Below are 25,214 nucleotides of genomic sequence, written 5' to 3' on the forward strand. Positions count from 1 at the left end.
CCGCCTGAGCGGGGCTGCGGGCTTAGCCCTTGAGCACGGCGGCCATGGCGTCGGCCACGTAGTCGACGTTGCGGCTGTTGAGACCCGCCACGCACATGCGACCGGAGCGCACCAGATAGACGGCGAACTCTTCTCGCAGGCGGTCCACCTGCTCCGGGGTGAAGCCGGTGTAGCTGAACATGCCGCGCTGGTTGATGAAGTAGCCAAAATCGCGGCCCGGCACTTTGGCGCTCAGCACCTCGAACAGCTTCTGGCGCATGGCCTTGATGCGGGTGCGCATCTCGGTCACTTCATCGACCCACATGGCGTGCAGCTCGGGCTGGCTCATCACGGCCGCGGTGATCTGGCCGCCGTGGGTGGGGGGGCTGGAGTAGTTGCGGCGCACGGTGGCCTTCATCTGGCCCAGTACCCGACCCGCCTCTTCGGCATCCTGGCAGATGACCGACAGGCCGCCACAGCGCTCGCCGTAGAAGGAGAGGTTCTTGGAGAAGGAGTTGCTGACGAAGAAGCTGACGCCGGCGGCCACCATGGCGCGAATGGCGTAGGCATCCTCTTCCAGCCCGTCGCCAAAGCCCTGGTAGGCGATATCCATAAAGGGGATCAGCTGGCGTTCAACCACGAGTGTAATGACTTGGTCCCACTGGGCGCGGGAGAGATCCACCCCGGTCGGGTTGTGGCAGCAGGGGTGCAGCAGCACGATGCTCTTGGCCGGCAGGCTGCTCAGGCAGTCGATCATGGCGTCGAACTGCACGCCGCCGGTGGCCGCATCGTAGTAGGGATAGTCGTGCACCTTGATGCCGGCCCCCTCGAACATCGCCTTGTGGTTGTCCCAGGTGGGATTGCTGACCCACACCTCTGAGGTCGGGAAGTAGCGCTTGAGCAGATCGGCGCCGATCTTCAGCGCGCCTGAGCCGCCGATGGTCTGGATGGTGGCGATGCGACCCGCCTTGACCGCTTCGTGGTCGGCACCGAACAGCAGGTGCTGCACCGCGGTGCGGTAGTTGGCGGCGCCTTCCATCGGCTGGTAGGGGCGCGGGGCCGGGGTGGCGGCGCGCTGGGCTTCGGCCTGCTGGACCGAGGCCAGCAGAGGAATGCGGCCCTGCTCGTCGTAATAGAGGCCGATCCCCAGGTTCACCTTCTGCTCGCGGGTGTCTTTGTGGAAGGTCTCGACCAAGGTCAGGATGGGGTCGCCAGCATAGGCATCGACGTGTTCAAACATGGGGGGTCCTTGCGAAATGGAATCCAGGGTATGGCGATCAATGATCGGCGGTCATCATGGCGTAAAGCCGGCGAGGGCTCAAGTCTGAAAGGGGCGCGGGCTGGCGGAGCGATGCCGCCCAGCCGTAAACGGGATGATGCGGGCCGCTCGCGGCCCCCTCCACCGGCTCTACTTCAGATAGGATCGCAACACCCGTACCACCTGATCCAGATCCTCCAGCCGCTCGGCCGGGGTCGCCTCTTCGGCGCCGAGATGCTCGCGCATGTGGCCCTCCAGCACCTCCAGCATCAGGCCGTTTACGGCGCCGCGAATGGCGGCGATCTGCTGCAAGATGGCAGCGCAGTCGCTCTCCTGCTCCAGCGCGCTCTCCAGTGCCCCTGCCTGCCCCTTGATGCGGCGCACCCGCGCCAGCAGCTTCTTCTTGCCGTGAATGGTGTGTGACATGCAGGATCCTCTCGATCAATAAAACTATACTGGGGTATAGTATATTGCATCCTCGTCCTCAGGAGAAATCCATGTCATCCCTCGCCTCATCCCACTGCCACCAACCCGTCGTTCACGAAGGGAATCCGCTGGCCGAACAGAAGACCCGCTGGGCCGTGCTGCTGACCGTCGTCATGATGGTGGCGGAGATCGGTGGCGGCTGGTTCTACAACTCCATGGCGCTGCTGGCCGACGGCTGGCACATGAGTTCCCATGCTTTGGCGCTCGGCCTGTCGGTGCTGGCCTACCGCGCCGCCCGCCACTTCGCCCGCGACCACAGATTCAGCTTCGGCACCTGGAAGATCGAGGTGCTGGGGGGCTTTACCAGCGCCCTCTTGTTGGTGGGGGTGGCCGGTATGATGCTGTTCGAGTCGGTGTTCCGGCTGCTGGATCCCAGCCCGATCCACTACCAGCAGGCCATCGCCATCGCCCTCGTCGGCCTGCTGGTGAACCTGGCTTGCGCCTGGCTGCTCAAGGACGATCACGGTCATCACCATGGCCACGGTCACGACCATCATCATGATCATCACGACCACACTCACACGCACGATCATGGCCAGCATCACGGCCATCAGGATCTCAACCTGCGCGCCGCCTACATCCACGTGCTGGCGGATGCGGCCACCTCGGTGCTGGCGATTCTGGCGCTGGTGGGGGGCATGCTGTGGGGCGCTGACTGGCTCGACCCCCTGATGGGCATAGTGGGTGCCGGACTGGTCGCTGTATGGGCATGGGGGCTGCTGCGCGACTCCGGCCGGGTGCTGCTGGATGCCGAGATGGATGCCCCGCTGGTGGCAGAGATCCGCGAGGTGATAGCCGAGCTGCCACAGACCGAGATCCGCGATCTGCACGTCTGGCGGGTAGGGCAGCAGCAGTATGCCTGCGTGCTCTCCCTGCTGATGGCGGCGCCGCTCTCCGCCAGCGAGATCCGCGCCCGGCTCGCCATCCACGAGGAGCTGGTGCACGTCACCATAGAGGTGGGCACCCCCTGATCCTGGCCGGTTGGCCGCAACAGCAGGAAGGGGCCAAGGCCCCTTCCTGTTTTCTGGCTCAGTGCGGCGGGCCCTGCACATCGTCCGGTTTGTGCTGCCAGATGGCGCCGAGCAGCAGCTTGAGCAGCAGCCCGGGCGGATTGTCCAGCAGCCGGCCCGACTCCAGCTGCAGCTGGCCGTCGGGATGAAAGCCGAGGCTGGCGTGGATGGTGCCATCCTCGCCGCACACCTGGATGAGACCGCTCAAACTGCCGCGCTCCCCCGGCTGGCAGCGCAGCCGCAGCTCCCGTGGCTCCCCCAGCAGGGTGAAGGCGCGGGCGAGGGGCGGGGTATCCTCGTAATCCGGCCAGTTGAAGAAGTGGTACTGCTCGGCCAGGGTGCCCGCCTGCTGGCAGAACTGGTCGAACAGCTGGGCAATCCCCTGATACTCCTGATCCAGCCGCCTGGCCTGCTCCTCAATCCGTTTCATCTCCGGTTGCTCCTTTGCTCGCTCTTGTTCACTTATCCATTTGATCGGAAATCCTTTTTTCCGAAATTGGACGCGCCTTCCGCTGGTATGGGCCGAAACGGACGACGGGTCTGTGAGCCCGATCCGATTTTCGTTATGAAAACGTTATCTTGTTGAAAGAGGTTAACTTTTTTGCCTTCCTGCTCACATTTGAAACGATTTCAGCTGATTAATATGGCCCCGCTCGGCAATGACCGGGTACTCGAATATCGAGACTAACTACAGCGGGAATTATAAAAAAATGGATATGAAAAAGACCAAGGTGGCGCTGGTAACAGCCTCACTGCTCGCGCTTTTGTCCGGCTGCAATGACAACAGCACTTCCCCCACCCCGGAACCCTCGGACGGCCCAGTCGCCCGTCTGCCCAATGTACAACCCCCGGCCGAACAGCTGGTGGCCGGGCCCGATAAGGCGGTGATCGCTCTGGTGGATACCCAGACCAGCGCCGCCCGCGGGGTCACTGGCCCCTTCGCCAACTACAGCCTGCACCTGTGGAACAACGACGCCTGCAACGCCACCGCCGAGAGCGGCCTCAACGCGGGCTGGGACGACAGGGCCAACACCCCGGCCGCGGTCGACGGCTTCGGCCCGAGCTGGGTGGTGCCCCTCAGCAAGGTGGAAGGGTGCATCAACTTCATCGCCCGTAACGGTGATCTGGCCAACCTGACCGGCAGCGACATGAAGGTGGTCTTCAGTGATCATCCGGATCGCACCGTGGCCATCGTCGCCGGCAAGAACGAGATCTTCGGCAGCCGGGCCGAGGCCTTCACCGCCGCCTTCGGCGTGGCGGGGGCCAGTGCCCACCTGATCGACGGCAACACCCTGATCTGGCAAGGGGGCAAGGACAAGCCCCATGTCCGCCTCTACTACACCGACTCCGGCACCATCAAGGCCAATGCGGAAGGGGTGTTCGACTTCCCCTACATCACCCTTACTCCGACCAGCCTGACTGCCGAGCAGCAGGCCAAGTATCCGCATCTCAAGGATGCCGCCGCCTTCGCCCTGCCGGCCGGGAAAGATCTCAAGCCGCTGCTCAAGGGTGAGCTGGTGGCCATCGGTACCGACGCCGACGGCATTCTGCAGGGGGCGACCCTGGTACAGAGCGCCGGCGCCCTCGATGCCCTCTACAGCGAGGCGGCCACCAAGCTGAGCTATGGCGCCGTGGTGGAGGGGGGCAATGTCACCTTCCGGCTGTGGGCGCCGACCGCAAGATCGGTCAAGCTGGCGCTGTTCGACGAGCAGCACAAGTCGCTCGGCGAGCGCACCATGACCCTGGACGAGGCCAGCGGCAGCTGGAGCGTGCAGGGGGGCAGCGAGCTGGTGGGCAAGTTCTACCGCTACGACATCCAGGTCTATCACCCGGTCAGCCGCAAGCTGGAATCCTATCAGGTGACCGACCCCTACTCCCTGAGCCTGGCGATGAACTCCGAGTTCAGCCAGGTGGTGGATCTCAACGATCCGGCCCTCAAGCCGGAAGGGTGGGACAGCCTGAAGGCGCCCCATAGCCAGCAGAACCCGGCCGACATCACCATCTATGAGGCCCATGTCCGCGATCTGACCGGCAACGACGACTCCACCCCGGCCGAGCACCGCGGCAAGTTCCTCGGTCTGACCGATACCGACACGGCGCCGGTCAAGCACCTGCAGGCGTTGGCCAAGAGCGGCGTCAGCCACCTGCACCTGCTGCCGGTGTTCGACATCGCCACCGTCAACGAAGACCCGGCCAAGGTCGCCAACATCAGCGACGACTTCGGCAAGCTGTGCCAGGTCAACCCCGAGGTACAGAACTCCAAGTTTGCCGGCTACTGCAGCAGCGGCCAGACCATCGAGGCCGTGCTCGGCGATCTGCAAGGGGGCGACAGCAAGGAGAACCCACAGGTGCAGGAGCTCTACGGCTACCTGCGCGGCGTCGACTCCTTCAACTGGGGTTATGACCCCTACCACTACACCACCCCGGAAGGCTCCTACGCCACCAACGCCGAGGGCAGCCAGCGCATCCTGGAGTTCCGCGAAATGGTCAAGGCCATCAAGCAGAACATCGGCATGAACGTGGTGATGGACGTGGTCTACAACCACACCAACGAGGCGGGCCTGGGGCCCAAGTCGGTGCTCGACAAGATAGTGCCCTGGTACTATCAGCGCCTCAATCCGGAGACCGGCTCGGTGGAGAACTCCACCTGCTGCTCCAACACGGCGCCGGAACACGCCATGTTCGCCAAGCTGATGGATGACTCCCTGGTCACCTGGGCCCGCGACTACAAGATCGACGCCTTCCGCTTCGACCTGATGGGCCACCACCCGAAAGATCAGATGGTGCAGGCGCTGGCCGCGGTGAAGCAGGTCAACCCCGAGATGTACTTCTACGGCGAGGGCTGGAACTTCGGCGAGGTGCAGGATGACAAGCGCTTCGTGCAGGCGACCCAGAAACACCTGGCCGGCACCGGCATCGGCTCCTTCTCCGACCGGCTGCGGGATGCGGTGCGCGGTGGCAGTCCGTTCGACGGCGGCGACACCATTCGCAAGACCCAGGGCTTTGGCAACGGCGCCCTGGTGGATGCCAACGAGATGGACGGCGTCGATCGCGCCACCGCCCTGCATCAGAGCGACCTGGTGCGCCTCGGCATGGCCGGCAACCTGAAGGAGTTCATCCTGACCGACAAGGACGGGATGCCGAAGAAGGGGGCCGACATCGACTACAACGGTCAGCCGGCGGGCTATGCCCAGGATCCGACCGAAATCCAGAACTACGTCGACAAGCACGACAACCAGACCCTGTTCGACAACCTGATCTACAAGGCGCCGCAAGGGGCCGATCTGGTGCGGATGCAGGGGGTATCGCTCGCCACCGCCATGCTGGGGCAGGGCATTCCCTTCACCCACGCCGGTGTCGAGCTGCTGCGCTCCAAGTCCATGGAGCGGGACAGCTACGACTCGGGTGACTGGTACAACCGGGTCGACTACACCCTGGCCGACAACAACTTCGACAAGGGGCTGCCGCGCAAGGACAAGGATGGCGACAACTATCCGCTGATCGAGCAGGTGCTCGGCAAGCACGTCAAGCCGAGCGGTGCCGACATGGCGACCATGGTGGGCTTCTATCAGGAGCTGGCCGAGCTGCGTCAATCCTCCCGTCTGCTGCGTCTGGGCAGTGGCGCCGAGGTGATCAAGCGGGTCGATTTTCGCAATACCGGCCCGGATCAGGTGCCCGGCCTCATCGTGATGACGGTGGATGACGGTGTCAATGCGGGGGCGGATCTGGATCCGGCCATCGACGGCCTGGTGGTGATGATCAACGCCACCAATGCTCCCCAGAGCATCGGCGACTTCCGTGACGGCAACGATCAGCCCATCGACCTGACCAGCCTGCAGCTGAGCCCGGCCCACCACGGCGGCGAGAGCATCGCTCGCGATGCCGCCGTCAATGGCGGTACCCTGACCCTGGGGGCCTGGTCGGCGGCAGTGTTCGTCAAGCCGCAGAGCGGTGCCCAGGGCAGCGGCCTGCCGGTCGGCAAGAAGACTGACCTGAGTACGGTACCGCCGTTCGGTGACACCGCCGTCTATCTGAAGGGGTTCCTCGATGAGTGGGGCAACACCAACCAGATGACCTTCACCAGCAACTTCATGTACGAGTTCACCACCGAGGTGAGCAGCGACAAGCTGGGCACCACCAACGTCAAGATCGCGGATGCCAGCTGGGGTCCCCTCAACTACGGCAGCTGCAACGCCGGTGACAAGCTGGTGGTCGGCACCCCGCTGACCCTCTGCAAGGGTGGCGATACCGGCAACATCGGGCTCGATCTGGCCAAGGCGGGCAGCTACAAGTTCGTCTTTACTGCCATGAACAAGGACAAGCCCACCCTGAGCGTCAGCTTTACCGAGCCGGTGCAGAGCTGCAAGGTGCTGGACACGGTGGCGGGCAATCCGCTCGGCTACAACCTGTTCGTCAAGGGTGAGCTCTCCGGCTGGAATGCTCAGCCCCAGTACCAGTTGAGCTACAAGGGAATGGATGGCGATCTCGCCATCTATCAGGCGGCCTTCAACTACACCGGCAGCACCGAGTTCAAGGTGGCCAACGAGGACTGGAGCAAGGAGTACCTGCTCAACGGTGGCGGTGCGCTGAAGGCGGAGACCGGTTACCCGTTCGCCTTCTCCCAGGCGGGCAGCGCCAACAACAGCATCACCTTGCCGCAAGGGCTGTGGAGCGTGCTGGTGAAAGTTGACCCGGCCGGTGCCAAGGCGGGTACCGCGGTGATCCAGGAGTGCAGCGCCAAGTAGTCATTCCCATCGAGCCCGGGGCTGGCTCGGCAGCCCAGGGTTGAATTCCACCTCGCCAAGGGTGGGATAACACCGAGAGAGTAAGCAAAGCGCGACTGCCGACCGGCAGCCGCGCTTTTTCTTTGTCGTCGAAGGCGGTGCAATAAAAAAGCCGTCCCGTTGGGGCGGCTTTAAGTTGTGCCGTTAACGGCCGGCTTAGCGCTTGCGCAGCAGGCGCAGGGCGTTGGCGGTGACCAGGGCGGTGGCGCCGGTATCGGCCAGCACCGCAATCCACAGGCCGGTGATGCCGAGCAGGCTGGTGACCAGGAAGATGGCCTTGAGCCCCAGCGCCAGCGCTATGTTCTGGTGGATGTTGGCCAGTGCCGCGCGGGAGAGCCGGATCATGGCGGCGACCCCGCCGAGCTGGTTGTGGGTCAGCGCCGCATCGGCGGTCTCCAGCGCCACGTCGGTGCCGCCCCCCATGGCGATGCCGATGCTGGCCCGTTTCATGGCCGGCGCGTCGTTGATGCCGTCGCCGATCATCGCGACCTTCTGCGTCAGACCGAGCTTGGCGATCTCATCGACCTTGCCCTCCGGCAGCAGGCCGGCGCGCCAGCCCATGCCGAGCTCGCCGGCGATGGCCTCGGCGGCGCGGGGGTTGTCACCGGTCAGCATGATGCTTTGCAGGCCAAGCTCGCTCAGTTCGCGCAGGGCCGGGGCCGCCTCGGGGCGGATCTGGTCGCGCAGGGCCAGCAGGGCCGCTGGAGCGGCGTCAGGCTGACCGAGCACCACCACCGTCTTGCCTTGCTGCTCCAGGGTGGCGACCCGGGCCTGCATCGCCGCATCCAGGGTGGCGACCCGGCTCGGTGCCAGCAACTGCCAGAGGGTGCCGTCGATGCGACCCTCCACCCCCATGCCGGGCAGGGCGCGCAGCTCCTGGGCCGCAGCGGGGCTGAGGCCCCGTTCGCTGGCCGCCATCACCACGGCGCGGGCCAGCGGGTGGTGGGAGCCCTGCTCGATGGCCGCCGCCAGTGCCAACAGCTCGGCCTCAGGCTGGCCATTGAGGCTCACCAGTTCGGTCAGCTGCGGCTTGCCCAGAGTCAGGGTGCCGGTCTTGTCAAAGGCCAGGGTATCGATGTGGGCGAGGCGCTCCAGCGCGGCGCCCCCCTTGATGAGGGCCCCCTGCCGGGTGGCTGCCGCCAGCGCCGAGGTGACCGCCGCCGGGGTGGAGATGACCAGGGCGCAGGGGCAGCCGATCAGCAGCAGCGCCAGCCCGCGATAGACCCACTCGTCCCAGCTCTGGCCGAAGGCGAGCGGCGGTACCAGCACCACCAACAGGGCGACCAGCATCATGGCCGGGGTATACCAGCGGCTGAAACGGTCGATGAAGCGCTCGATGGGGGCGCGCTGGGTCTCGGCCTCCTCGATGAGATGCAGGATGCGGTCGATGGCGTTGTTGCCGGGCTCTGACACCACCTCGAGGCGCAGCACCCGATCCGCCGCCAGACTGCCGGCGGGGACCTTGTCACCCTGGCGGCGCTCCACCGGGATGGATTCGCCGGTCAGGGCGCTCTCGTCAAAGGCGCCGAGGGCGTCGAGCAGGCGGGCATCGGCCGGCAGACGGGCGCCCGGGGCGATTTCGATGATGTCGCCTGGACGCAGTTCATCGGCAGCCACCTCTTCCCGCACCTCGCCCTCGGCAGTGGTGCGGATGCGCAGCGCCTTGTCGGGCACCAGCGCCATCAGGGCGGTGACCCCGGCGCGGGCGCGGCCGGCGGCGTAGGCCTCCAGGTGTTCGCCCAGCATGAACAGCAGCAGCACCATAGCCGCTTCGGCGGTTTCACCGAGGAACAGGGCCCCCACGGCGGCGACCGTCATCAGGGTCTCGATGGCGAAGGGGGAGCCGCTTTTGGTCAGCGCCCACGCCTTGCGAGAGATGGGCCACAGCCCCCAGAGGGTGGCCAGGGTAAACAGTGGCTGACCGATCTGGCTCGGCAGCAGGGCCGCCACCAACATCAGGCCGGCCAGCGACAGCGGTTGCCAATATTTGCCGAGCAGGGTCTGCAGCGGGCCGCGTTCGCGGCCGGACTCCGGCTTGGCGGCGCGCTCGCCCTTGAGCTGGAAGCCGGCGGCCAGCACGGCGGCGGTGACGGGATCGGGGGAGAGGCCGGGGGCCAGATCCACCACCAGCTTCTCGGTGGCAAACAGCACGCGGGCCTGCTGCACGCCGCTCACCCGGCCGACGGCCGTCTCTATCTTGCGGGCACAGCTGGGGCAATCCATCCCCAGCACCTGCCAGCTGTGGCGGCGGCTGTTCTGCTCGGGGGCGTCCAGCGGCGGTTCGTCCGCGGCGGAGGCGTGATCGTGCGCATGACCCTGCTCATGGTGATGGTCGTGTTTGGTGTCGGTGCAGCAGCCCCCTCTGGGGGGCTCTTCGTCACCGGGGACGTCGGCGACCCCGCGCGCCTGATGATCGTGGGGAGCCGGGGTGGCCGCGCAACTGGCCGTTGCCGTGTTGTCACAGCAGTGGCTGGTGTGGCTGTGCTCGGCCTGGGAGGCGGCCGCCTTGCTGACGGCCTTGATGGGGGCGGCGTGCTGATGGCTGCAGCAGGATTTGCTCATGGTGCGTTCCTCTTGAGGGACCCCGCCCTGCGGGATCCTGGATGACTGAGCCGAGTGTAAACCTTGGTGTTAAGTCCAAGGTCAACCCCCTTTCTTTCTGCTCCTCCAGACGGGTGCTTTGGCGATCCTATATCCCTGTGATTGGCGGGTGTTTGTCCCCGCCCGGCGGGCCTATACTGGAGGCCCTGATCCTCCCTCGATAATCAAGGACATAACATGAGCAATACCGTTACTCTGCAAGGCAACCCGGTTTCCGTCGCCGGTCACTTCCCGGTTGTTGGCGAACAGGCCAAGCCCTTCTCCCTGGTGGCCAAGGATCTCTCCGACGTGACCCTGGCGAGCTTCGCCGGTCAGCGCAAAATCCTGAACATCTTCCCGAGCGTCGATACCCCGACCTGCGCCACCTCAGTGCGCAAGTTCAACGAGCAGGCAAGCAGCCTGAACAACGCCGTGGTGCTGTGCATCTCCGCCGACCTGCCGTTCGCCCAGGCCCGTTTCTGCGGCGCCGAGGGTCTGGACAAGGTGGTGAACCTGTCCACCCTGCGTGGCGTCTCCTTCCTGCAGGACTACGGCGTGGCCTTCTCCTCCGGCCCGCTGGTGGGTCTGGCTGCCCGCGCCATCGTGGTGCTGGATGAGCACGACAAGGTGCTGCACAGCGAGCTGGTGGCCGAAGTCGCCGACGAGCCGAACTACGCCGCCGCCCTGGCCGTGCTGTAATCGCGTCGGCTCGACAAAAATCCCGCCGGGGCCATGCCCCGGCGGGATTTTTTTATGGGCGGCTGCCGTCAGGGGGACGTGGCGACCGGCTGCGATGGGGGCTTGGGTTGCCACTCCACATAGGGGCGGTGCAGCCTGGCGTAGATCTCGGCCAGCTTGCCGGAGGCGGCGAGCCGGTCAATCGCCTCGCCGAGGAAGCGATCCATCTCGTCGCCGGCGGGCCCTTTGGCGATGATGAAGACATCCTCGAAATCCCCCAGGTGTTCCCTATGGATGTTGGTGAGCTTGAGCCGGCGCAACATCAGGTCGGCCTCCTCCTGGGCCCAGATGAAGGCATCGATGCGACCGCGGGATAGCTTGCGCAGGGACTGCTCTATGCTCATCGACCGCTGCAGCGGAATGGGCAGAAAGCCGGGGGTGGCCTCGATCAGCAGATCCCGCTTGGTGGGCACTATGCCGTAGGCCATGTCGGGGGTGATGATGTGGTCGGTATTGCTGTAGAGCACGTGGGTCACCTTGCCGAAACTGCGGGTGCTGAAGCGATAGGGCAGCAGGTCGGCATCCTGCAGGTTGCGGATGGCGGGCAGGCTGAAGTCGGCGGTGCCGGCGATCACCCCGGCCATGGCCCGGGCGAGGGGATAGATGGTGATCCGGATGCTGATATCCGGATAGAGATCGTCGATGGCGCGTACCAGATCCACGAAGGGACCTGTCTTGTCGGCATTGATCAGGCCCGGCAGCTCGCCGAGGTGGGCGTTGATGATGCGCACCGGTTTGGCGGCGGGGGTGGCCTGGGGATCGGCACGGGAGAGCCCCAGGCTGGTCAGCCCCAGCAGGGCGAGCAGCAGCAAGAGGGGCAGGGTGGGGGATCGGGTCATGGTCGGGTAGCTCCGCCTTGAGAGGTTTTCTGAAGTGTAGCCAGCGGCACCCTGGCGCGGCGGCCCGGCACCTGAGCGGATTGGGTTTTACTTATGGGCCCCCGCTCACTAGACTTCGCCCTCCCACTTGCTTATCCGTACCGTGCCATGACCTTTGACCAACTCGCCCTTGCCCCCGCCCTGCTGGCGGCCCTGCCAACCAATCTTCAGCACCCGACCCGGGTACAACAACTGGCCATCCCGGCCGCGCTGGCGGGACGGGATCTGCTGGCGCTGGCCCGCACCGGCAGCGGCAAGACCCTGGCGTTCGGCTTGCCGCTGCTGCAGCGGCTGGATCCCGCCCTGGCAGAGGTGCAGGGGCTGGTGCTGGTGCCGACCCGCGAGCTGGCGGTGCAGGTGAGCGAGGCGTTGCAGGGGCCGGCCGCCGGGCTGGGTCTGCGGCTGGTGACCCTGTGCGGCGGGGTGGAACAAGCGCGGCAACAGGCCGAGCTGGCGCTGGGGCCGCAACTGCTGGTGGCGACCCCGGGGCGGCTGCGGGATCTGCTGGGCCAGCAGTTGCTGACCCTGGCCGGCCTGCGCACTCTGGTGCTGGACGAGGCGGACCGCCTGCTGGAGATGGGGTTCTGGCCCGATATTCAGTGGCTGATGAAGGCGATGCCGGACGCGCGGCAGCAGATGCTCTTCTCCGCCACCCTGCCTGCCGAGCTGGAGGCGCTGGCTACCGGTCTGCTGAAAGAGCCCGCTCGGGTGGAGGCGGATCCTCGCAACAGCGTGGCCGACGACATCGAGGAGCGGCTCTATCTGGTCAACAAGAGCAGCAAGGTGCCGGCGCTCATCAGCCTGCTCAAGGCCCACGAGTGGCCGCAGGTGCTGGTCTTCATCAGTGCTCGCGACGACGCCGACGGGGTGGCCCGCAAGCTGGCCAAGGCGGGCATCGCGGTGGCGGCCCTGCACGGTGAGAAGGAGCAGGCGGTGCGCGAACAGGCGCTTGGCGACTTCAAGGTGGGCAAGGTGCGGGTGCTGGTGGCCACCGATCTGATGGCGCGCGGCATTCACGTGGAGGCGCTGCCGCTGGTGATCAACCTGGACTTGCCCGCCAGCGCCTCCGTCTACGTGCACCGCATCGGCCGCACCGCCCGGGCAGGGCGCAGCGGGCTCGCCATCTCGCTCACCTGCCATGGCGAGGCCGACACCCTGGCGGCGATCCGCACCCTGACCGGGCGCGAGTTGCCGCTGGCGGCGCTCGCCGGCTTCCCGGTGACCGACAAGCCAGCCAGCGGGGAGGGCAAGCGTGCGCCGCGGGACAAGCAGGCGAACCGCCGCACCCAGGCCAAGCGCAGCGTCAAGCAGTTCAAGAGCAAGGCGTAGCGCCCCCCGCCATGGCCGGTGTGACAGGCCGGTTCATCGCAGCACCAAACAGTGAAAGGGTCGGGGCCAAACCCTGGCCCTTTCTGTTTGCCCACCTGGTCACTATCAAATAGCGGTCGCTTCGCTATGCTCCATGGGTTTCACCATGGAGGGATGACGAATGACCAGTCTGGTAATGGGCCCCCTGCTGGGCCTCGAGTCAGAGACCGAGTACAGCATCTGTTTTATGGCGCAGGCCAGTTGCAAGAGTGCAGCCGTGCGGATCAACGGCGAGCTGCTGGCTGCCAGCAAGCAGGCGGATACCCCGAGAGGCGGCTTCTGGCGGCTGGTCTGGCAGGCCAGCCCCAAGAGCAAGGCCGGCACCCCTGTCGATTACGAGATCCTGCTGGACAACAAGCCGGCGCAGGATCTGGCGGGATACGACAAGTGGCAGTTCCATCTGCCGGGCAAGAAGGAGCCGGTGCGGATAGGCTACGCCTCCTGCAACGGCTTCTCCGACTTCAAGCTGCTCACCTCCACCCCGGCCCCCTACGTCATGTGGGACAAGCTGGCCGCGGAGCACAAGGCCCATCCCTTCTCCCTGTTGCTGATGGGAGGAGATCAGATCTATGCGGACTCCCTCTGGACGAGCGTGCCGACCCTCAAGGCCTGGAACGAGCTGGACCGGGCAGAGAAGGTCAAGCGCAAGGCGACCCGGGCCATGGTGGAGCAGCTCGACCGCTTCTATTGCGATCTCTACTGCAAACAGTGGGGCCGCCTCGAGGTCGCCTTCATGCTGGCCCGGGTACCGAGCGCCATGATGTGGGACGACCACGACATCTTCGATGGCTGGGGCAGCTACCCCGAGGATCTGCAGCGCTGCGAGGTCTATCAGGCCATCTATGCCGCCGCCACCAAGTACTTCCGGCTGTTCCAGCTGCGCACCGGTGCCAACGGGGCGTTGCTGGACAAGGGGTTGAATCACCACTCCTGGCGGCTCGGTTTCAGGGGCTACCAGATCCTGGCGCTGGACAACCGGGCCAATCGCACCCGCGACCAGGTGATGAGCCCGTCCCAGTGGGATCAGGTCAACGCCGCGCTGGCGGCCTGCGACACGGGCCACCTGCTGGTGCTGGCGGGGGTGCCCGTGGTCTATCGCGACTTCTCCTTCACCGAGGCGGCGTTCGATGCCACCCCCTGGGAGGAGGAGCTGACCGACGATCTCAAGGATCACTGGCGGGCCAAGGCCCATCAGGGGGAGCGGGCTCGCCTCATCATGCGACTGCTGGACAATGCCAGGCAGCGGCGCCAGAAGGAGCCTGGCTGCAAGACCCTGATCCTCTCAGGCGACGTGCACGTGGGGTGCCTCGGGGTCATTCAGGACAAGCGGGAGGGGCTCAACGTGCACCAGCTGGTCTCCTCCGGCATCGTCCACCCCTGTCCCACCCAGTTCCAGTGGATGGGGATCCTCGCCATGACCAACGACGATCCCGAATACCTCGACGAGAGCCGGCTGATCCGCGCCGAGCTTATCAAGCCGTTCGGCGCCCCCGTCTACCTGCGTACCCGCAACTTCGCCACCCTGCTGATGGGCAGTGATGACAAGCTGTGGGCCAACTGGCATTGCGAGAACGGGGTGGCGGCCAGCTACCCGCTGGCCTGATGGCCAGAAAATGCGAAGGGCCCCGACGGGCCCTTTTTCATTGCGTTGGTGTGGCGGTGTCACGGGCGAAGAAGTCGCGCCGGAACTGGCCGAGCACCGCCTCCCTGTGCTGCTGCCAGCTCGCCTCGTCCATGTTGCCCCGGCTGGCCGCCAGCTGCTGTTCGAGCTCGGTCAACTGTTGCTGGTAGCGGCTGCGCTGATCCAGCTGTTGCTGACGGCTGGCGGCGAACTGCAGGGTCGCCTCTGCCTGTGCAGCCGGCAGGAAGTGGTGGGCCAGGGTGGCGAGCTCCTCGTCCCCCCACAGCTGGCGTGCCTGCTGCAGCCGGGCCGCCGGGTTGAACAGTTCAGTCGCCAGATCCGGGTGCTCCGCCACCCACTCATCCTGCAAGCGGGTGAGGGCATCCAGCCGCTCGGCCAGCGGCAGCTGCTCGCTCTCCTGCGCCAGCTGCTCGAGCGCCAGGGCGTAGCGCCCCTGCAGCCGAAACAGGCTCTCCCCCTCGCCAAGCCAGCTGGCCTCTGCACCTTCCAGATTGGCCAGCCGCTCGGCCAGCGGCAGATCGCTGTCGCTTACCTCGCTGGCGAGCTGCTGGCTCAGCGCCTCCGGCATGGCCCGCCAGCTGGCGGGAGGTGGCTCGGAGCCGGCCTGTGTGGCGGCAACCGGCGAGGCGAGCGCCGGGGAGTCCGGCAGCTGTGCCGGCACGGGCGCAGCGGCGCCCGATGGGGGCTGGCTGGTGGAGGCCGGGCGCGCCTGCTCCTCCTGTGCGCCCAGGTTGAGCAGCAACAAGGCCAGCAGCGCCAGCGCCAGCAAGCCGTAACGGCGCTTCATCGGCTGATCTCTCCCTTGACCGGAAAGTGATCGGAGAGGTTGCTGGCGGGCCAGAGGCTGCCGTCGCTGCTGCGCGGGATCCAGACACTGTTGAGGTTGTGGCTTGCGGCGCCGTACTCCCGGCTCACCACCAGATAGTCGAGGTACTCCACGTTGGCACCGCCGGAGAGCGGACCGCCGGCATAGGGGTTGATCCTGGGATCGAAGGTGGCCTCGGTGTAGCCGCCGTAGGCCGGCTCGTCGGCGTCGAGATTGGCCAGCATGCCGGCGTAGTCATCGGCAAACTTGCGCTTGTTGACGTTGAAGTCGCCGCCGTAGATGACGGTGTCGCTGGCGGGAATATTGAGGCTGGCGGCCAGGGTGCGCATCTGGCCGAACTGGATCTGGCGCAGGCGGCGCGCCTCGTCGGTGTCGAAGCTGGCGGTGTGGGTGGCGAACAGGTGCCAGGCCTTGCCCCCCTTGATCACCTCCGCATACATCACCCCCTTGTCGGCGAAGCAGTCGGTGCCGGTGCACTGGGGATAGACCAGCTGGGCCTCGCGCACTATGGGGTAGCGGCTGACGATCACCACGCCACCGTCGTGGATGTTGACCCCTGGCTTGTCGAGCACCTTGGTCTGGTAGGGGTACTCTTTGGCCAGGGCTTGCAGGAAGCCCTCGCGGCGGCCGTCGAACACCTCCTGCAGCAGCAGGGCGTCATATCCCTTGAGGTGTTCGGGCAGCAGCGCCAGCCGCTCGCCGATGCTGGAGGCGATCACCGGCAGCGCCCAGACGTTGTAGCTGGCCACCTTCAACCTGGCTTCGGCAGGTTCGGGTTGCTCCACCTGTTTGGGCGGGGTCAGCATGTAGTGCAGATCGTCGTAGCGGCCGGTGAACTTGGCGGCGAAGGCCAGCTCCTGCGGCCCGCTCAGGCGATGGATGGCGCGATCGCTCTGCCAGCCTGAGTTGTCTGCCGGCGTCTCGCCGCCGTGTTGCAGGGTGCTGTTCCACCAGGTGCCCTCCATCCGCTGGTTGAGGCGATAGGTGTCGCCGCTGGGGGTGGTGACCCGGGTTTCGAACAGATAGCTCTTGCCCGCCTTCACCCCCTCGTAGCGGTTGAAGCTGAGCACCATGGCGCTCTCCCAGGGGCCCAGCTCAGTCCTGTGCTGGATCCACTGGCTGCCGGCCTGCAGCTCGCCGGAGCCGCTCTGGCGGATCTCCAGCTGGACCGGCTCCGGGCTGTTGTTGGTGAGGTAGACATCGGTATCGGCCAGCGCCTGCAGCGGAAACTGGCTGGCCAGCAGCAGGGCGGCATAACTGACGGGCTTGTGCATCATGAAGTCCTTTTGGTTGAGACACGCAGGAAAGTGACTGTTATGGCGGGCACAGAGGTCATTTCATTTACATTTTTGTTACAAATAAATGAAAGGCCCCATATGGGGAGGCAGGGCAAGCGGACAGGTAGGCGAAGAGGTGGGGCGTGCCGGTTGGCACGCCCAGAGGGGATCAGCGGCTGGCCAGCGGGTAGGTGAAGAGGGCCAGGTGGGCGAAGTTGAACAGGAAGTGGAGCGCGATGGCGACGCTGAGGCGCCCGCTCAGCAGGAAGGCCAGACCATAGCAGGCCCCCGCCAGCGCGGCGAACAGCACCAGCAGCGGGCCACCGGCCAGGTGGGCGGCGCCGAACAGCAGGCTGGCTACCAGCACCCCAAGCCAGCGCCGGCTGCGCTCGGCGATCCCCTGCTGCAGGAAGCCGCGAAACAGTGCCTCTTCCGCCACGCAGGTGAACAGCAGGTTGTTGATGGCAAACAGCCACCACCAGCCGGGCAGTCCTACCTCGGGCTTGAGGGCTCCCAGCTGCCAGGCGGCGATCAGCAGGGCCGCCAGCGGCACCAGCAGCAGCGCCAGCCTGCGCCACTGAATGGCGCCGCCCGGGCCCAGCAAGGCGGGCCAGGCCAGCAGCAGGCCGAAGAAGACCAGCGGCTTGTCGAGGTTGAGGTACATGTTGAAGGGCACGCTGGCGGGGCCGGCCTGCACCTGATCCAGCACCTTCAGGTTGGTGAAGCCGGGGATGAGGTGCAGCATCAGCGCCACCGCCCACAGCAGTACGGCGCCCAGAGCGACGGCGCGCCAGGGCTGGGGCAGGGTGGGGGTACGCCAGGCCAGCAGCAGACCTGCTGCGCTGGCCAGCAGGGCGATGGGGCTCAGGTGGCCGAGGCCGAGAGCCGCCAGCAGGGCGACCGCCAGCATGATGAAGCCGGGCAGACGCTGCCGGGCCAGACAGAGCAAGACGGCCAGCGCCAGTGCTCCCCAGATGAGTGAATCAGGTAGAGGTAACATTGAGTCTCCAGGGCCGATGAAAGTGCCGCACCTTAACAATGGGACATCCCATAAGACAAGGCTCAATAAGCTGGTCGGATCCCCGCGCGGCAGGAGGGAGCAGGCGCTCGGCCATAAAAAAAACCGGAGCTGGGCTCCGGTTTTGGCAAGGATGCGACGCTATCAGCGGCCGGATTCGGCGATCACCCGGGCGATGATGTCGGCCCGCAGGTTGGCGTCCAGCTCGCCCAGGGCGATCAGGCCGGCCTTGAAGATCACGTTCTTCGGCAGGCTGACGTCGTCCAGGGTGGTGATGGCCTCCACGTGCAGGCCATTCAGGCGGCTGGCATCGCGCGGGCTCAGGTTGACCTGGGTGTTCAGCACCTGCTTGCCCTTCTTCTTGGGCTGGGCGGGTTTCTTCGGCTGCTCTTCCAGCTCGTCTTCCGGCAGTTCGTCATCAAAATCGTAAATAGACATAGTCAATCCTGTTGGTTGGGCGAGGGGCCGTGAGCCCGACGTGGTTGTTCCGATGGGGTCAATCAGCCCATATCCTCGTTGCGGATAAAGGCGCGCCAGGAGACGAGCACCTGGGCAAAATCTTCCAGCCCGCACATGGCCAGCTGTTCATCATCGTAGTAGGCGAGATCGTCGAGATCTTCATCCTGCTCGATATTGAGGACGTTGGCCTTCACCTCGGCCTCCTCGTGGGTCAGCAGCAGGGAGTAGTCGCCGCCAAGCAGCCGGTATTCGGTGCGGGCCCGGCTGGAGAGCTGATCGATGATGGCGAACAGCTCGTCGAGTTTCTCCTCGTCCTTGCCCACTTCGTCGATCAGCCACTGACCGATGGCCTCGTGGCCCATGGAGAACCGGGCGCGATAACCGCCGAACGGATCGCGGCGAAATTCATAATCCATAGTTCAGTCCATAGCGGAAGGGTGAGTCGTCATGGGCAGGGGAAAATCCTGCTCCATGGCGGGGCGCATATAGCGTAAAGTGGCCTATTCTAGCGAGCCCCCCCTCGCTTGTCTTGAAGATGTGGCATCTTTGCCCCGGTGCAGGCGCTTTGTGGCCACCCGGCCCCCGCTTTGGAGATGTGATGCAGCTAAACGATACCCTCGCACGCCAGAGAGTCAGTCGGGCGATACAGATCCTCTCTGTTTCGGTCAAGGTGATGGACGAGCCACAAAGACTCATCATCGCCTCAAGCTATGCCCGGTTCGTTCAGCGGAGTACCTATGCAGCTCAATGACACCCTCGCACGGCAGATTGTCAGCCGGGCCATGAAGATCCTCTCTTTCTCGGTCAACGTGATGGACGAGCACGGCCTTATCATCGCGTCCGGCAACCCGGAGCGGCTCCATCAGCGTCATGAGGGGGCCGTGCTGGCGCTGACCGAGAACCGGGTGGTGGAGATCAGCGAAGCGACCGCCCGCGAGCTCAAGGGGGTGCGCCCCGGCATCAACCTGCCCATCGCCTATCAGGGGGAGCTGCTCGGGGTCATCGGCATCTCGGGCGATCCGGACGAAGTGCGCGCTTACGCCGAGCTGGTGAGAATGACCGCCGAGCTCATTCTGGAGCAGGCGGCGCTCACCGAACAGCTGCAGTGGGACAAGCGCCACAAGGAGGAGCTGGTGCTGCAGCTCATCCGTGGTGAAGGGCGCGAAGATCAGCTGCAGCAGGCGGCCCGTTTTCTCGGGCTGGATCTGGCCCAGCCGCGGGTGGTGGCGGTGCTGGCGCTGGAGGAGGCCGACCCGGCCCGGCTGCGGGAGCTGGTACACCTGCTGGAAAACCCGGAGCGGGACAACCTGGTGGCCATCAACGGCCTGGACGAGATAGTGGTGCTCAAGCCCGCCCAGCTCAGTGACGGCATCTGGCAGTCAGAGCAGGAGCGCAGTCGCATCAAGCAGTTGCTGGCCCGTATCCCCCACTTTCGGGTGCGCATCGGGGTGGGTGATTACTTCGCCGGCACCGGCGGGCTGGCACGCTCCTACCAGACGGCGCGGGACACCTTGCGTCGCGGCATGCGGCAGGCGCCGCGCAAGCAGGTCTATTTCTTCGAGGATTACCGGTTGCCGGTGCTGCTCGGCAGTCTGGCGGACTCCTGGCAGGCGGATCAGCTGCGGGCCCCGCTGCACAAGCTGGCACAGGAGGATACAAAGGGAACACTGCAGAAGACGCTGCGCCAATATTTCTTGCAGGATTGTGATCTGCATCCCTGTGCCGAAGCCCTGTTCATCCACCCCAATACCCTGCGCTATCGGCTGACCCGGATCGAGCAGATAACCGGGTTGAATTTCAACAAGTTAGATGACAAGTTCCTGCTCTATCTCGGGCTCAATCTAGATAGCTGATTTGTTCATTCATACATAAAATTACGTTTTAAAAAGCTGATATTTGGTTTTTTGACCAAAGCATTCCGATCCCGGATCACCATAATGGCCACCATTCACTCACTAGAAAGGTGCCCGTCATGACCCCGGTTACAGCCCTTGGCGCCCTCGCGGCGCTCTCCATCGCCATCTTCCTGATCCTGAAGAAGGTGCCACCCGCTTACGGCATGATCGTCGGCGCCCTGGCCGGCGGCCTGATCGGCGGCGCCGATCTGACCCAGACCGTCGCCCTGATGATCGGCGGTGCCCAGGGGATCACCACGGCGGTGATGCGGATCCTGGCGGCGGGCGTATTGGCCGGCGTGCTGATCGAATCGGGCGCCGCCACCACCATCGCCGAGACCATCGTCAAGAAGCTGGGCGAGACCCGCGCCCTGCTGGCGCTGGCGCTGGCCACCCTGATCCTGACCGCGGTCGGCGTGTTCGTGGACGTGGCCGTCATCACGGTCGCCCCCATTGCGCTGGCCATCGCCCGCCGTGCCGATCTCTCCAAGGCGGCCATCCTGCTGGCGATGATCGGCGGCGGCAAGGCGGGCAACGTCATGTCGCCCAACCCCAACGCCATCGCGGCGGCGGACGCCTTCCATCTGCCCCTCACCTCTGTGATGGCGGCCGGCATCATCCCGGGCCTGTTCGGGCTGGTGATGGCCTACTGGCTGGCCAAGCGCCTCAACAACAAGGGCAGCAAGGTGGCCGCCGACGAGGTGGTGAGCTTCGATGGCAGCAAGCTGCCGGGCTTTGCCGCCGCCATCAGTGCGCCGCTGGTGGCCATCCTGCTGCTGGCCCTGCGCCCCATCGCCGGCATCGTTGTGGATCCGCTCATCGCACTGCCTCTCGGTGGCCTGGTCGGTGCCCTGATGATGGGCAAGTTCGGCAAGGTGAACCAGTTTGCCGTTTCGGGTCTCGCCCGCATGGCGCCGGTGGCCATCATGCTGCTGGGTACCGGTACCCTGGCGGGCATCATCGCCAACTCCGGCCTCAAGGATGTGCTGATCAGCGGCCTGACCGCCTCCGGCCTGCCCTCCTACCTGCTGGCCCCCATTTCCGGTGCCCTGATGTCGCTGGCGACCGCCTCGACCACCGCCGGTACCGTGGTAGCCTCCAACGTGTTCAGCTCCACCCTGCTCGAGCTTGGCATCAGCAGCCTGGCGGGGGCCGCCATGATCCACGCCGGTGCCACCGTGTTCGACCACATGCCCCACGGCTCCTTCTTCCATGCCACCGGCGGCAGCGTCCACATGGGCGTGGGTGAGCGGCTCAAGCTCATCCCCTACGAAACCGCGGTCGGTCTGACCATCGCCGTTGTCTCCACCCTGATGTTCGGCGTGTTTGGCCTCGCCTAAGGAATTGATATGAAAATTGTTATCGCCCCCGATTCATTCAAGGAGAGCCTCAGCGCCATGGCGGTGGCCGATGCCATCGAGGCCGGTTTCAAGCAGGTGCTGCCGGATGCCACCTACGTCAAATTGCCGATGGCAGATGGCGGCGAGGGGACTGTGCAGTCCCTGGTGGACGCCACCGGCGGTCGCATTCTGCCCTTCCATGTGACCGCCCCCCTCGGCAACCAGATAGAGGGCTTCGTCGGTCTGCTGGGGGATGGCGAGCGCGCCGTCATCGAGATGGCGGCGGCCTCCGGCCTGCATCTGGTGGCGCCTGAGCTGCGCAATCCGCTGCACACCTCGAGCAGTGGCACCGGCGAACTGATCCTGGCTGCTCTCGACATGGGAGTGAAGCACCTGATCCTCGGCATCGGCGGCAGCGCCACCAATGACGGCGGTGCCGGCATGATCCAGGCGCTTGGCGGCAAGCTGCTCAAACGCGACGGCAGCCCCATCGCGCCGGGCGGCGCCGGTCTGGCCGAGCTGGCCACCATCGATCTGAGCGGGCTGGACTCGCGCCTCGCCAAGATCACCATCGAAGTGGCCTGCGATGTGGACAACCCGCTGTGCGGGCCGAAAGGGGCCTCCGCCGTGTTCGGTCCGCAGAAGGGGGCGACCCCCGCGATGGTGGCGCAGTTGGATGCCAACCTGGCCCACTATGCCGACTGCATCGAGCAGGCCCTCGGCAAGCAGGTGAAGGAGATCCCGGGGGCGGGTGCCGCCGGTGGCATGGGGGCGGCCCTGGTGGGCCTGCTCGGCGCCGAGCTCAAACCCGGCATCCAGATCGTCATCGAGGCGTTGAAGTTGGCCGAGGCGGTGGCCGACGCGGATCTGGTCATCACCGGCGAGGGGCGCATCGACAGCCAGACCATTCACGGCAAGACGCCAATCGGTGTCGCACGTTGTGCCAAGCGGTTCGGCAAGCCGGTGATCGGTATCGCGGGTTGTCTGACCGACGACTGCGGCGTGGTGCACGAGCACGGGCTGGATGCGGTGTTTGCCGTGGTCAACCGCGCCATGTCCCTGCCGGAGGCGCTGGCCACCGCCACCACCAACCTGCAGCTCACGGCCCGCAACGTGGCAGCGCTCTACCTGCTGCGGCCCTGACCCTCTTCTGGCCGGTGCCTGGCGCCGGCCAACCCCGCCCCGTGTCGCGGTGACGACCCGCTCAACTGCGGGTCAGCCCGAAACACCTTGCCGATCAGTCGATCGGCTTTTTTCATTATCCCGCTGTATCCCCAGTGCTTTTCTGCGGTTTCTGTATTCTGGTCGCCGACTTTGCGGCATAGTGATCCCCCATAGTACAAGGAGCGACCCATGATCTTGCTGACCCTGGGGGTACTGCTGTTTACCCTGACTCACCTCTATCCCTGCTTCGCGCCCGACCACAGGATCCGGCTGCGCGAGCGGTTGGGGGAGCATCGCTACAAGGGACTCTTCTCGCTGGTGCTGTTTATCGGCATCGCCTGCATCATTGCCGGCTGGCGTACCTCCAGCCCCTTGCCGCTCTATTTTCTGCCCGCCTGGGGACCGACCCTGATGATGGCGGTGATGCCCATCGCCCTGATCCTGTTCTGCTCCGGTCAGGGCCCCAACCACCTGCGGCGCTGGCTGGTGCATCCCCAACTGCTCGGCACCCTGCTCTGGGCCGGTGCCCATCTGGCGGTCAACAGCGAGGCCCGCTCCCTGGTGCTGTTTGGCGGCATCGGCCTGTGGGCACTGGTGAGCATCGTCTGGATTTCGGTGCGGGACTGGCAGCGCCATCCCCGTCCTGCGGCCAACTGGTACGGCACCGGGCTCAGCGTGGGGGCCGGGCTGGCGCTCACCGCCCTGCTGATCTTCTGGGGGCACGGCATGCTCATCGGCATCCCGCTCTATTGAGCCGGTGAACCGGCCGGCGTGTTCGCGCGTATGTCACTCATCTGCCTGACAGGAGTCACTCGATGAAAAGGATTGTCTTGTTGCTGACGCTGGCATCCGGCATGGCCGGCGCCGCCTGCCCTGACTACTTCAACGTGGAGATGCGGGAGCTCAACAGCACCCAGCGCCACAACCTCTGCCAGCTGACCGAGGGCAAGGTGGTGCTGGTGGTCAACACCGCCTCTTATTGTGGCTACAGCGGCCAGTTTCGGGATCTGGAGCGGCTCTATCAGGGCTACAAGGAGCAGGGACTGGTGGTGCTGGGCTTCCCCTCCAACGACTTCAGACAGGAGGCGGGCAACGAGAATAAGACCGCCGAGGTGTGCCGCCGCGACTATGGTGTCACCTTCCCCATGTTCAACCGGGTGGCGGTGCGGGGCTCGGATGCGGTACCCCTGTTCAAGGGGCTGGCGGCGGCAGCCGATGGCGATGCCCCCAACTGGAATTTCCACAAATACCTGGTGGGGCGCGACGGCAAGCTCATCGGCAGCTACGGTGCCAACCAGAATCCGGCGGACGATCCCCTGCAACAAGAGGTCAAACGGGCGCTCGGCCTTTAGCGCTACCCCGCTGCGGGCCGCTCTGGAATAATGGGGGCCCGCTCTTCTCTCTGGTAATCCCGTGCTGCAACGTCTGCCCCAAATGGTGATCTTCGATGCCCTGGTCCGTGAACAGGGGATCTCTGCCGCCGCCCGGCGGCTCGGCGTCTCCAAATCCCACATCAGCAAGCAGCTGGCCCAGCTGGAGACCGAACTCGGTGCCCAGCTGGTGCAGCGCACCACCCGCCGCTTCTCCCTCACTGAACTCGGCCAGGAGTATGCCCGCCACTGCCGTGCCCTGGTGGCGGTGGCGCTGGAGGCGGACTCCATGGTGGCGGAGCGGCGCGGCAAGGTGAGCGGCGTGCTCCATCTGGGGGTTGGTCAATCCTTCGGCCGGCTGCACGTGATCCCGCGCCTCAAGGCGTTTCAGGATCGCTACCCCGAGCTGGAGCTGGAAGTCTCATTGTTCGATCACCGCACCAACCTGGTGGATGAGGGGCTGGATCTCTGGATCACCACCTACGAGGACAAACCCGAGGCCCTGGTGGGGCAGCGGCTGGCGGACATCGGCTTCGTGCTGGTGGCTTCGCCGGACTATCTCTTGAGCCACGGCACCCCGCTGCACCCCAGAGATCTGGCCCAGCACAACTGCATCACCTACCAGAGCCGGGAGCGGCGCTACCACGAGTGGTCGTTTCGCCAGGGCAAGGAGCGCCAGACGGTGCAGGTGGCCGGCAACTATCGGGTGGATCTGGCGGAGGCGGTGCGCGACGCCGCCCTGGCCGGGCTCGGCATCGCCTACGTAGCCAACTACCTGCTGGACAAGGAGCTGCAGTCCGGCCAGCTGATCCCGCTGTTGCCCCAGTGGCGACCTAACCAGAAGATGGCGGTACACGCCGTCTATGCCAGGCGCGAGCACCTGGATCCCAAGATCCGGCTGTTCATCGATTTCCTCAAGGAGGGTTTCGGCCCCCATCCCTACTGGGAACAGCGGCTGGCCCCCTGGCTCGGCGGCAAATTGTCCGGCACAGAGGAATGATCGTTTCCATATAAGAACACTGGCTTTCGCTTGATACCAAAATCGAGCCAAATCAGCCAGTTGCCGCAACCGGTATCGTGAAAACGTTTTTGCTAACAGGGTTGTAACCAACTGGACTTGCAGTGGCGAGGCTGGGAGAGCA

General features: G+C 65.4%; 21 protein-coding genes. 11 read left to right on the top strand and 10 right to left on the bottom strand.

Features of this window, described 5'->3' with window-relative positions:
- Positions 1–22 precede the first annotated feature (22 nt).
- Both I6L33_RS07335 and I6L33_RS07340 read right to left on the bottom strand, forming a co-directional pair.
- A complete protein-coding gene (locus tag I6L33_RS07335; protein WP_216973820.1) occupies positions 23–1,219 on the bottom strand; it encodes an amino acid aminotransferase in 1,197 nt (398 codons plus the stop codon).
- A 168-nt stretch (positions 1,220–1,387) separates the two neighbouring features.
- Positions 1,388–1,663: a metal/formaldehyde-sensitive transcriptional repressor gene (locus I6L33_RS07340; RefSeq protein ID WP_005308614.1), complete on the bottom strand. Its 276-nt coding sequence runs from the start codon at positions 1,661–1,663 to the stop codon at positions 1,388–1,390.
- A 71-nt stretch (positions 1,664–1,734) separates the two neighbouring features.
- Here I6L33_RS07340 and dmeF point away from each other — a divergent pair, with 71 nt between their 5' ends.
- Positions 1,735–2,694 carry a CDF family Co(II)/Ni(II) efflux transporter DmeF gene (gene dmeF, locus I6L33_RS07345; RefSeq protein WP_216973821.1) on the top strand — a complete coding sequence of 320 codons (960 nt, stop codon included), beginning with the start codon at positions 1,735–1,737 and terminating at the stop codon, positions 2,692–2,694.
- A gap of 58 nt (positions 2,695–2,752) precedes the next feature.
- On the opposite strand, the gene I6L33_RS07350 is transcribed toward dmeF, so the two are convergent.
- Entirely contained in the window at positions 2,753–3,163 is a 411-nt protein-coding gene (locus I6L33_RS07350; protein WP_017784615.1) for a hypothetical protein, read from the bottom strand.
- A gap of 280 nt (positions 3,164–3,443) precedes the next feature.
- Here I6L33_RS07350 and pulA point away from each other — a divergent pair, with 280 nt between their 5' ends.
- Positions 3,444–7,478, top strand: coding sequence for a pullulanase-type alpha-1,6-glucosidase (gene pulA / locus I6L33_RS07355; protein ID WP_216973822.1), 4,035 nt, complete (start codon positions 3,444–3,446; stop codon positions 7,476–7,478).
- Positions 7,479–7,673: 195 nt separating this feature from the next.
- Here the strand turns inward: pulA and I6L33_RS07360 are convergent, their stop codons facing one another.
- A complete protein-coding gene (locus I6L33_RS07360) occupies positions 7,674–10,079 on the bottom strand; it encodes a zinc/cadmium/mercury/lead-transporting ATPase (RefSeq protein WP_216973823.1) in 2,406 nt (801 codons plus the stop codon).
- Between the two features lie 216 nt (positions 10,080–10,295).
- Here I6L33_RS07360 and tpx point away from each other — a divergent pair, with 216 nt between their 5' ends.
- Complete coding sequence (tpx, locus tag I6L33_RS07365; RefSeq protein ID WP_216973824.1) at positions 10,296–10,796, top strand: thiol peroxidase; 501 nt, start codon at positions 10,296–10,298, stop codon at positions 10,794–10,796.
- Between the two features lie 68 nt (positions 10,797–10,864).
- Here tpx and I6L33_RS07370 read toward each other — a convergent pair whose 3' ends face one another.
- Positions 10,865–11,674 (bottom strand): transporter substrate-binding domain-containing protein, encoded by an 810-nt coding sequence (locus I6L33_RS07370; RefSeq protein ID WP_213344002.1) that lies wholly within the window; start codon positions 11,672–11,674, stop codon positions 10,865–10,867.
- Positions 11,675–11,821: 147 nt separating this feature from the next.
- Between I6L33_RS07370 and I6L33_RS07375 the strand changes: the two genes are divergently transcribed.
- Positions 11,822–13,042 carry a DEAD/DEAH box helicase gene (locus tag I6L33_RS07375; protein WP_216973825.1) on the top strand — a complete coding sequence of 407 codons (1,221 nt, stop codon included), beginning with the start codon at positions 11,822–11,824 and terminating at the stop codon, positions 13,040–13,042.
- A 160-nt stretch (positions 13,043–13,202) separates the two neighbouring features.
- Complete coding sequence (locus tag I6L33_RS07380; RefSeq protein ID WP_216973826.1) at positions 13,203–14,684, top strand: alkaline phosphatase D family protein; 1,482 nt, start codon at positions 13,203–13,205, stop codon at positions 14,682–14,684.
- A 37-nt stretch (positions 14,685–14,721) separates the two neighbouring features.
- On the opposite strand, the gene I6L33_RS07385 is transcribed toward I6L33_RS07380, so the two are convergent.
- From I6L33_RS07385 to I6L33_RS07405, 5 genes are all read right to left on the bottom strand, one after another.
- Positions 14,722–15,510 (bottom strand): hypothetical protein, encoded by a 789-nt coding sequence (locus I6L33_RS07385; protein ID WP_216973827.1) that lies wholly within the window; start codon positions 15,508–15,510, stop codon positions 14,722–14,724.
- Positions 15,507–16,823 carry a sphingomyelin phosphodiesterase gene (locus I6L33_RS07390; RefSeq protein WP_216974110.1) on the bottom strand — a complete coding sequence of 439 codons (1,317 nt, stop codon included), beginning with the start codon at positions 16,821–16,823 and terminating at the stop codon, positions 15,507–15,509. Before I6L33_RS07390 ends, I6L33_RS07385 begins: the two co-directional genes overlap by 4 nt.
- 172 nt (positions 16,824–16,995) lie before the next feature.
- Positions 16,996–17,826, bottom strand: coding sequence for a CPBP family intramembrane glutamic endopeptidase (locus tag I6L33_RS07395; RefSeq protein ID WP_216973828.1), 831 nt, complete (start codon positions 17,824–17,826; stop codon positions 16,996–16,998).
- A 162-nt stretch (positions 17,827–17,988) separates the two neighbouring features.
- Positions 17,989–18,282: a hypothetical protein gene (locus I6L33_RS07400; protein ID WP_005308637.1), complete on the bottom strand. Its 294-nt coding sequence runs from the start codon at positions 18,280–18,282 to the stop codon at positions 17,989–17,991.
- Between the two features lie 62 nt (positions 18,283–18,344).
- Positions 18,345–18,719, bottom strand: coding sequence for a YacL family protein (locus I6L33_RS07405; RefSeq protein WP_005308639.1), 375 nt, complete (start codon positions 18,717–18,719; stop codon positions 18,345–18,347).
- Positions 18,720–19,040: 321 nt separating this feature from the next.
- Here I6L33_RS07405 and I6L33_RS07410 point away from each other — a divergent pair, with 321 nt between their 5' ends.
- From I6L33_RS07410 to I6L33_RS07435, 6 genes are all read left to right on the top strand, one after another.
- A complete protein-coding gene (locus tag I6L33_RS07410; RefSeq protein WP_010635163.1) occupies positions 19,041–20,156 on the top strand; it encodes a sugar diacid recognition domain-containing protein in 1,116 nt (371 codons plus the stop codon).
- Between the two features lie 119 nt (positions 20,157–20,275).
- Positions 20,276–21,538 (top strand): GntP family permease, encoded by a 1,263-nt coding sequence (locus tag I6L33_RS07415; protein ID WP_005308643.1) that lies wholly within the window; start codon positions 20,276–20,278, stop codon positions 21,536–21,538.
- Positions 21,539–21,547: 9 nt separating this feature from the next.
- The gene (locus I6L33_RS07420; RefSeq protein WP_010635162.1) at positions 21,548–22,681 is read left to right on the top strand and encodes a glycerate kinase; all 1,134 of its coding nucleotides are present in this window, start codon (positions 21,548–21,550) and stop codon (positions 22,679–22,681) included.
- A 210-nt stretch (positions 22,682–22,891) separates the two neighbouring features.
- Entirely contained in the window at positions 22,892–23,455 is a 564-nt protein-coding gene (locus tag I6L33_RS07425; protein ID WP_216973829.1) for an NnrU family protein, read from the top strand.
- A gap of 62 nt (positions 23,456–23,517) precedes the next feature.
- Entirely contained in the window at positions 23,518–24,054 is a 537-nt protein-coding gene (locus I6L33_RS07430) for a glutathione peroxidase (protein ID WP_017782231.1), read from the top strand.
- Positions 24,055–24,136: 82 nt separating this feature from the next.
- Entirely contained in the window at positions 24,137–25,072 is a 936-nt protein-coding gene (locus I6L33_RS07435) for a LysR family transcriptional regulator (protein ID WP_043169442.1), read from the top strand.
- Positions 25,073–25,214: the final 142 nt, after the last annotated feature.

The organism is Aeromonas sp. FDAARGOS 1403 (genome assembly GCF_019047325.1).
Classification (GTDB): Bacteria; Pseudomonadota; Gammaproteobacteria; order Enterobacterales; family Aeromonadaceae; genus Aeromonas; species Aeromonas dhakensis.

Bases quoted from the DNA above. Each gene is read 5' to 3' on its own strand.
- I6L33_RS07335 (WP_216973820.1), bottom strand. From the start codon at position 1,219: ATGTTTGAACACGTCGATGCCTATGCTGGCGACCCCATCCTGACCTTG.
- I6L33_RS07340 (WP_005308614.1), bottom strand. From the start codon at position 1,663: ATGTCACACACCATTCACGGCAAGAAGAAGCTGCTGGCGCGGGTGCGC.
- dmeF (WP_216973821.1), top strand. From the start codon at position 1,735: ATGTCATCCCTCGCCTCATCCCACTGCCACCAACCCGTCGTTCACGAA.
- I6L33_RS07350 (WP_017784615.1), bottom strand. From the start codon at position 3,163: ATGAAACGGATTGAGGAGCAGGCCAGGCGGCTGGATCAGGAGTATCAG.
- pulA (WP_216973822.1), top strand. From the start codon at position 3,444: ATGGATATGAAAAAGACCAAGGTGGCGCTGGTAACAGCCTCACTGCTC.
- I6L33_RS07360 (WP_216973823.1), bottom strand. From the start codon at position 10,079: ATGAGCAAATCCTGCTGCAGCCATCAGCACGCCGCCCCCATCAAGGCC.
- tpx (WP_216973824.1), top strand. From the start codon at position 10,296: ATGAGCAATACCGTTACTCTGCAAGGCAACCCGGTTTCCGTCGCCGGT.
- I6L33_RS07370 (WP_213344002.1), bottom strand. From the start codon at position 11,674: ATGACCCGATCCCCCACCCTGCCCCTCTTGCTGCTGCTCGCCCTGCTG.
- I6L33_RS07375 (WP_216973825.1), top strand. From the start codon at position 11,822: ATGACCTTTGACCAACTCGCCCTTGCCCCCGCCCTGCTGGCGGCCCTG.
- I6L33_RS07380 (WP_216973826.1), top strand. From the start codon at position 13,203: ATGACCAGTCTGGTAATGGGCCCCCTGCTGGGCCTCGAGTCAGAGACC.
- I6L33_RS07385 (WP_216973827.1), bottom strand. From the start codon at position 15,510: ATGAAGCGCCGTTACGGCTTGCTGGCGCTGGCGCTGCTGGCCTTGTTG.
- I6L33_RS07390 (WP_216974110.1), bottom strand. From the start codon at position 16,823: ATGCACAAGCCCGTCAGTTATGCCGCCCTGCTGCTGGCCAGCCAGTTT.
- I6L33_RS07395 (WP_216973828.1), bottom strand. From the start codon at position 17,826: ATGTTACCTCTACCTGATTCACTCATCTGGGGAGCACTGGCGCTGGCC.
- I6L33_RS07400 (WP_005308637.1), bottom strand. From the start codon at position 18,282: ATGTCTATTTACGATTTTGATGACGAACTGCCGGAAGACGAGCTGGAA.
- I6L33_RS07405 (WP_005308639.1), bottom strand. From the start codon at position 18,719: ATGGATTATGAATTTCGCCGCGATCCGTTCGGCGGTTATCGCGCCCGG.
- I6L33_RS07410 (WP_010635163.1), top strand. From the start codon at position 19,041: ATGCAGCTCAATGACACCCTCGCACGGCAGATTGTCAGCCGGGCCATG.
- I6L33_RS07415 (WP_005308643.1), top strand. From the start codon at position 20,276: ATGACCCCGGTTACAGCCCTTGGCGCCCTCGCGGCGCTCTCCATCGCC.
- I6L33_RS07420 (WP_010635162.1), top strand. From the start codon at position 21,548: ATGAAAATTGTTATCGCCCCCGATTCATTCAAGGAGAGCCTCAGCGCC.
- I6L33_RS07425 (WP_216973829.1), top strand. From the start codon at position 22,892: ATGATCTTGCTGACCCTGGGGGTACTGCTGTTTACCCTGACTCACCTC.
- I6L33_RS07430 (WP_017782231.1), top strand. From the start codon at position 23,518: ATGAAAAGGATTGTCTTGTTGCTGACGCTGGCATCCGGCATGGCCGGC.
- I6L33_RS07435 (WP_043169442.1), top strand. From the start codon at position 24,137: ATGGTGATCTTCGATGCCCTGGTCCGTGAACAGGGGATCTCTGCCGCC.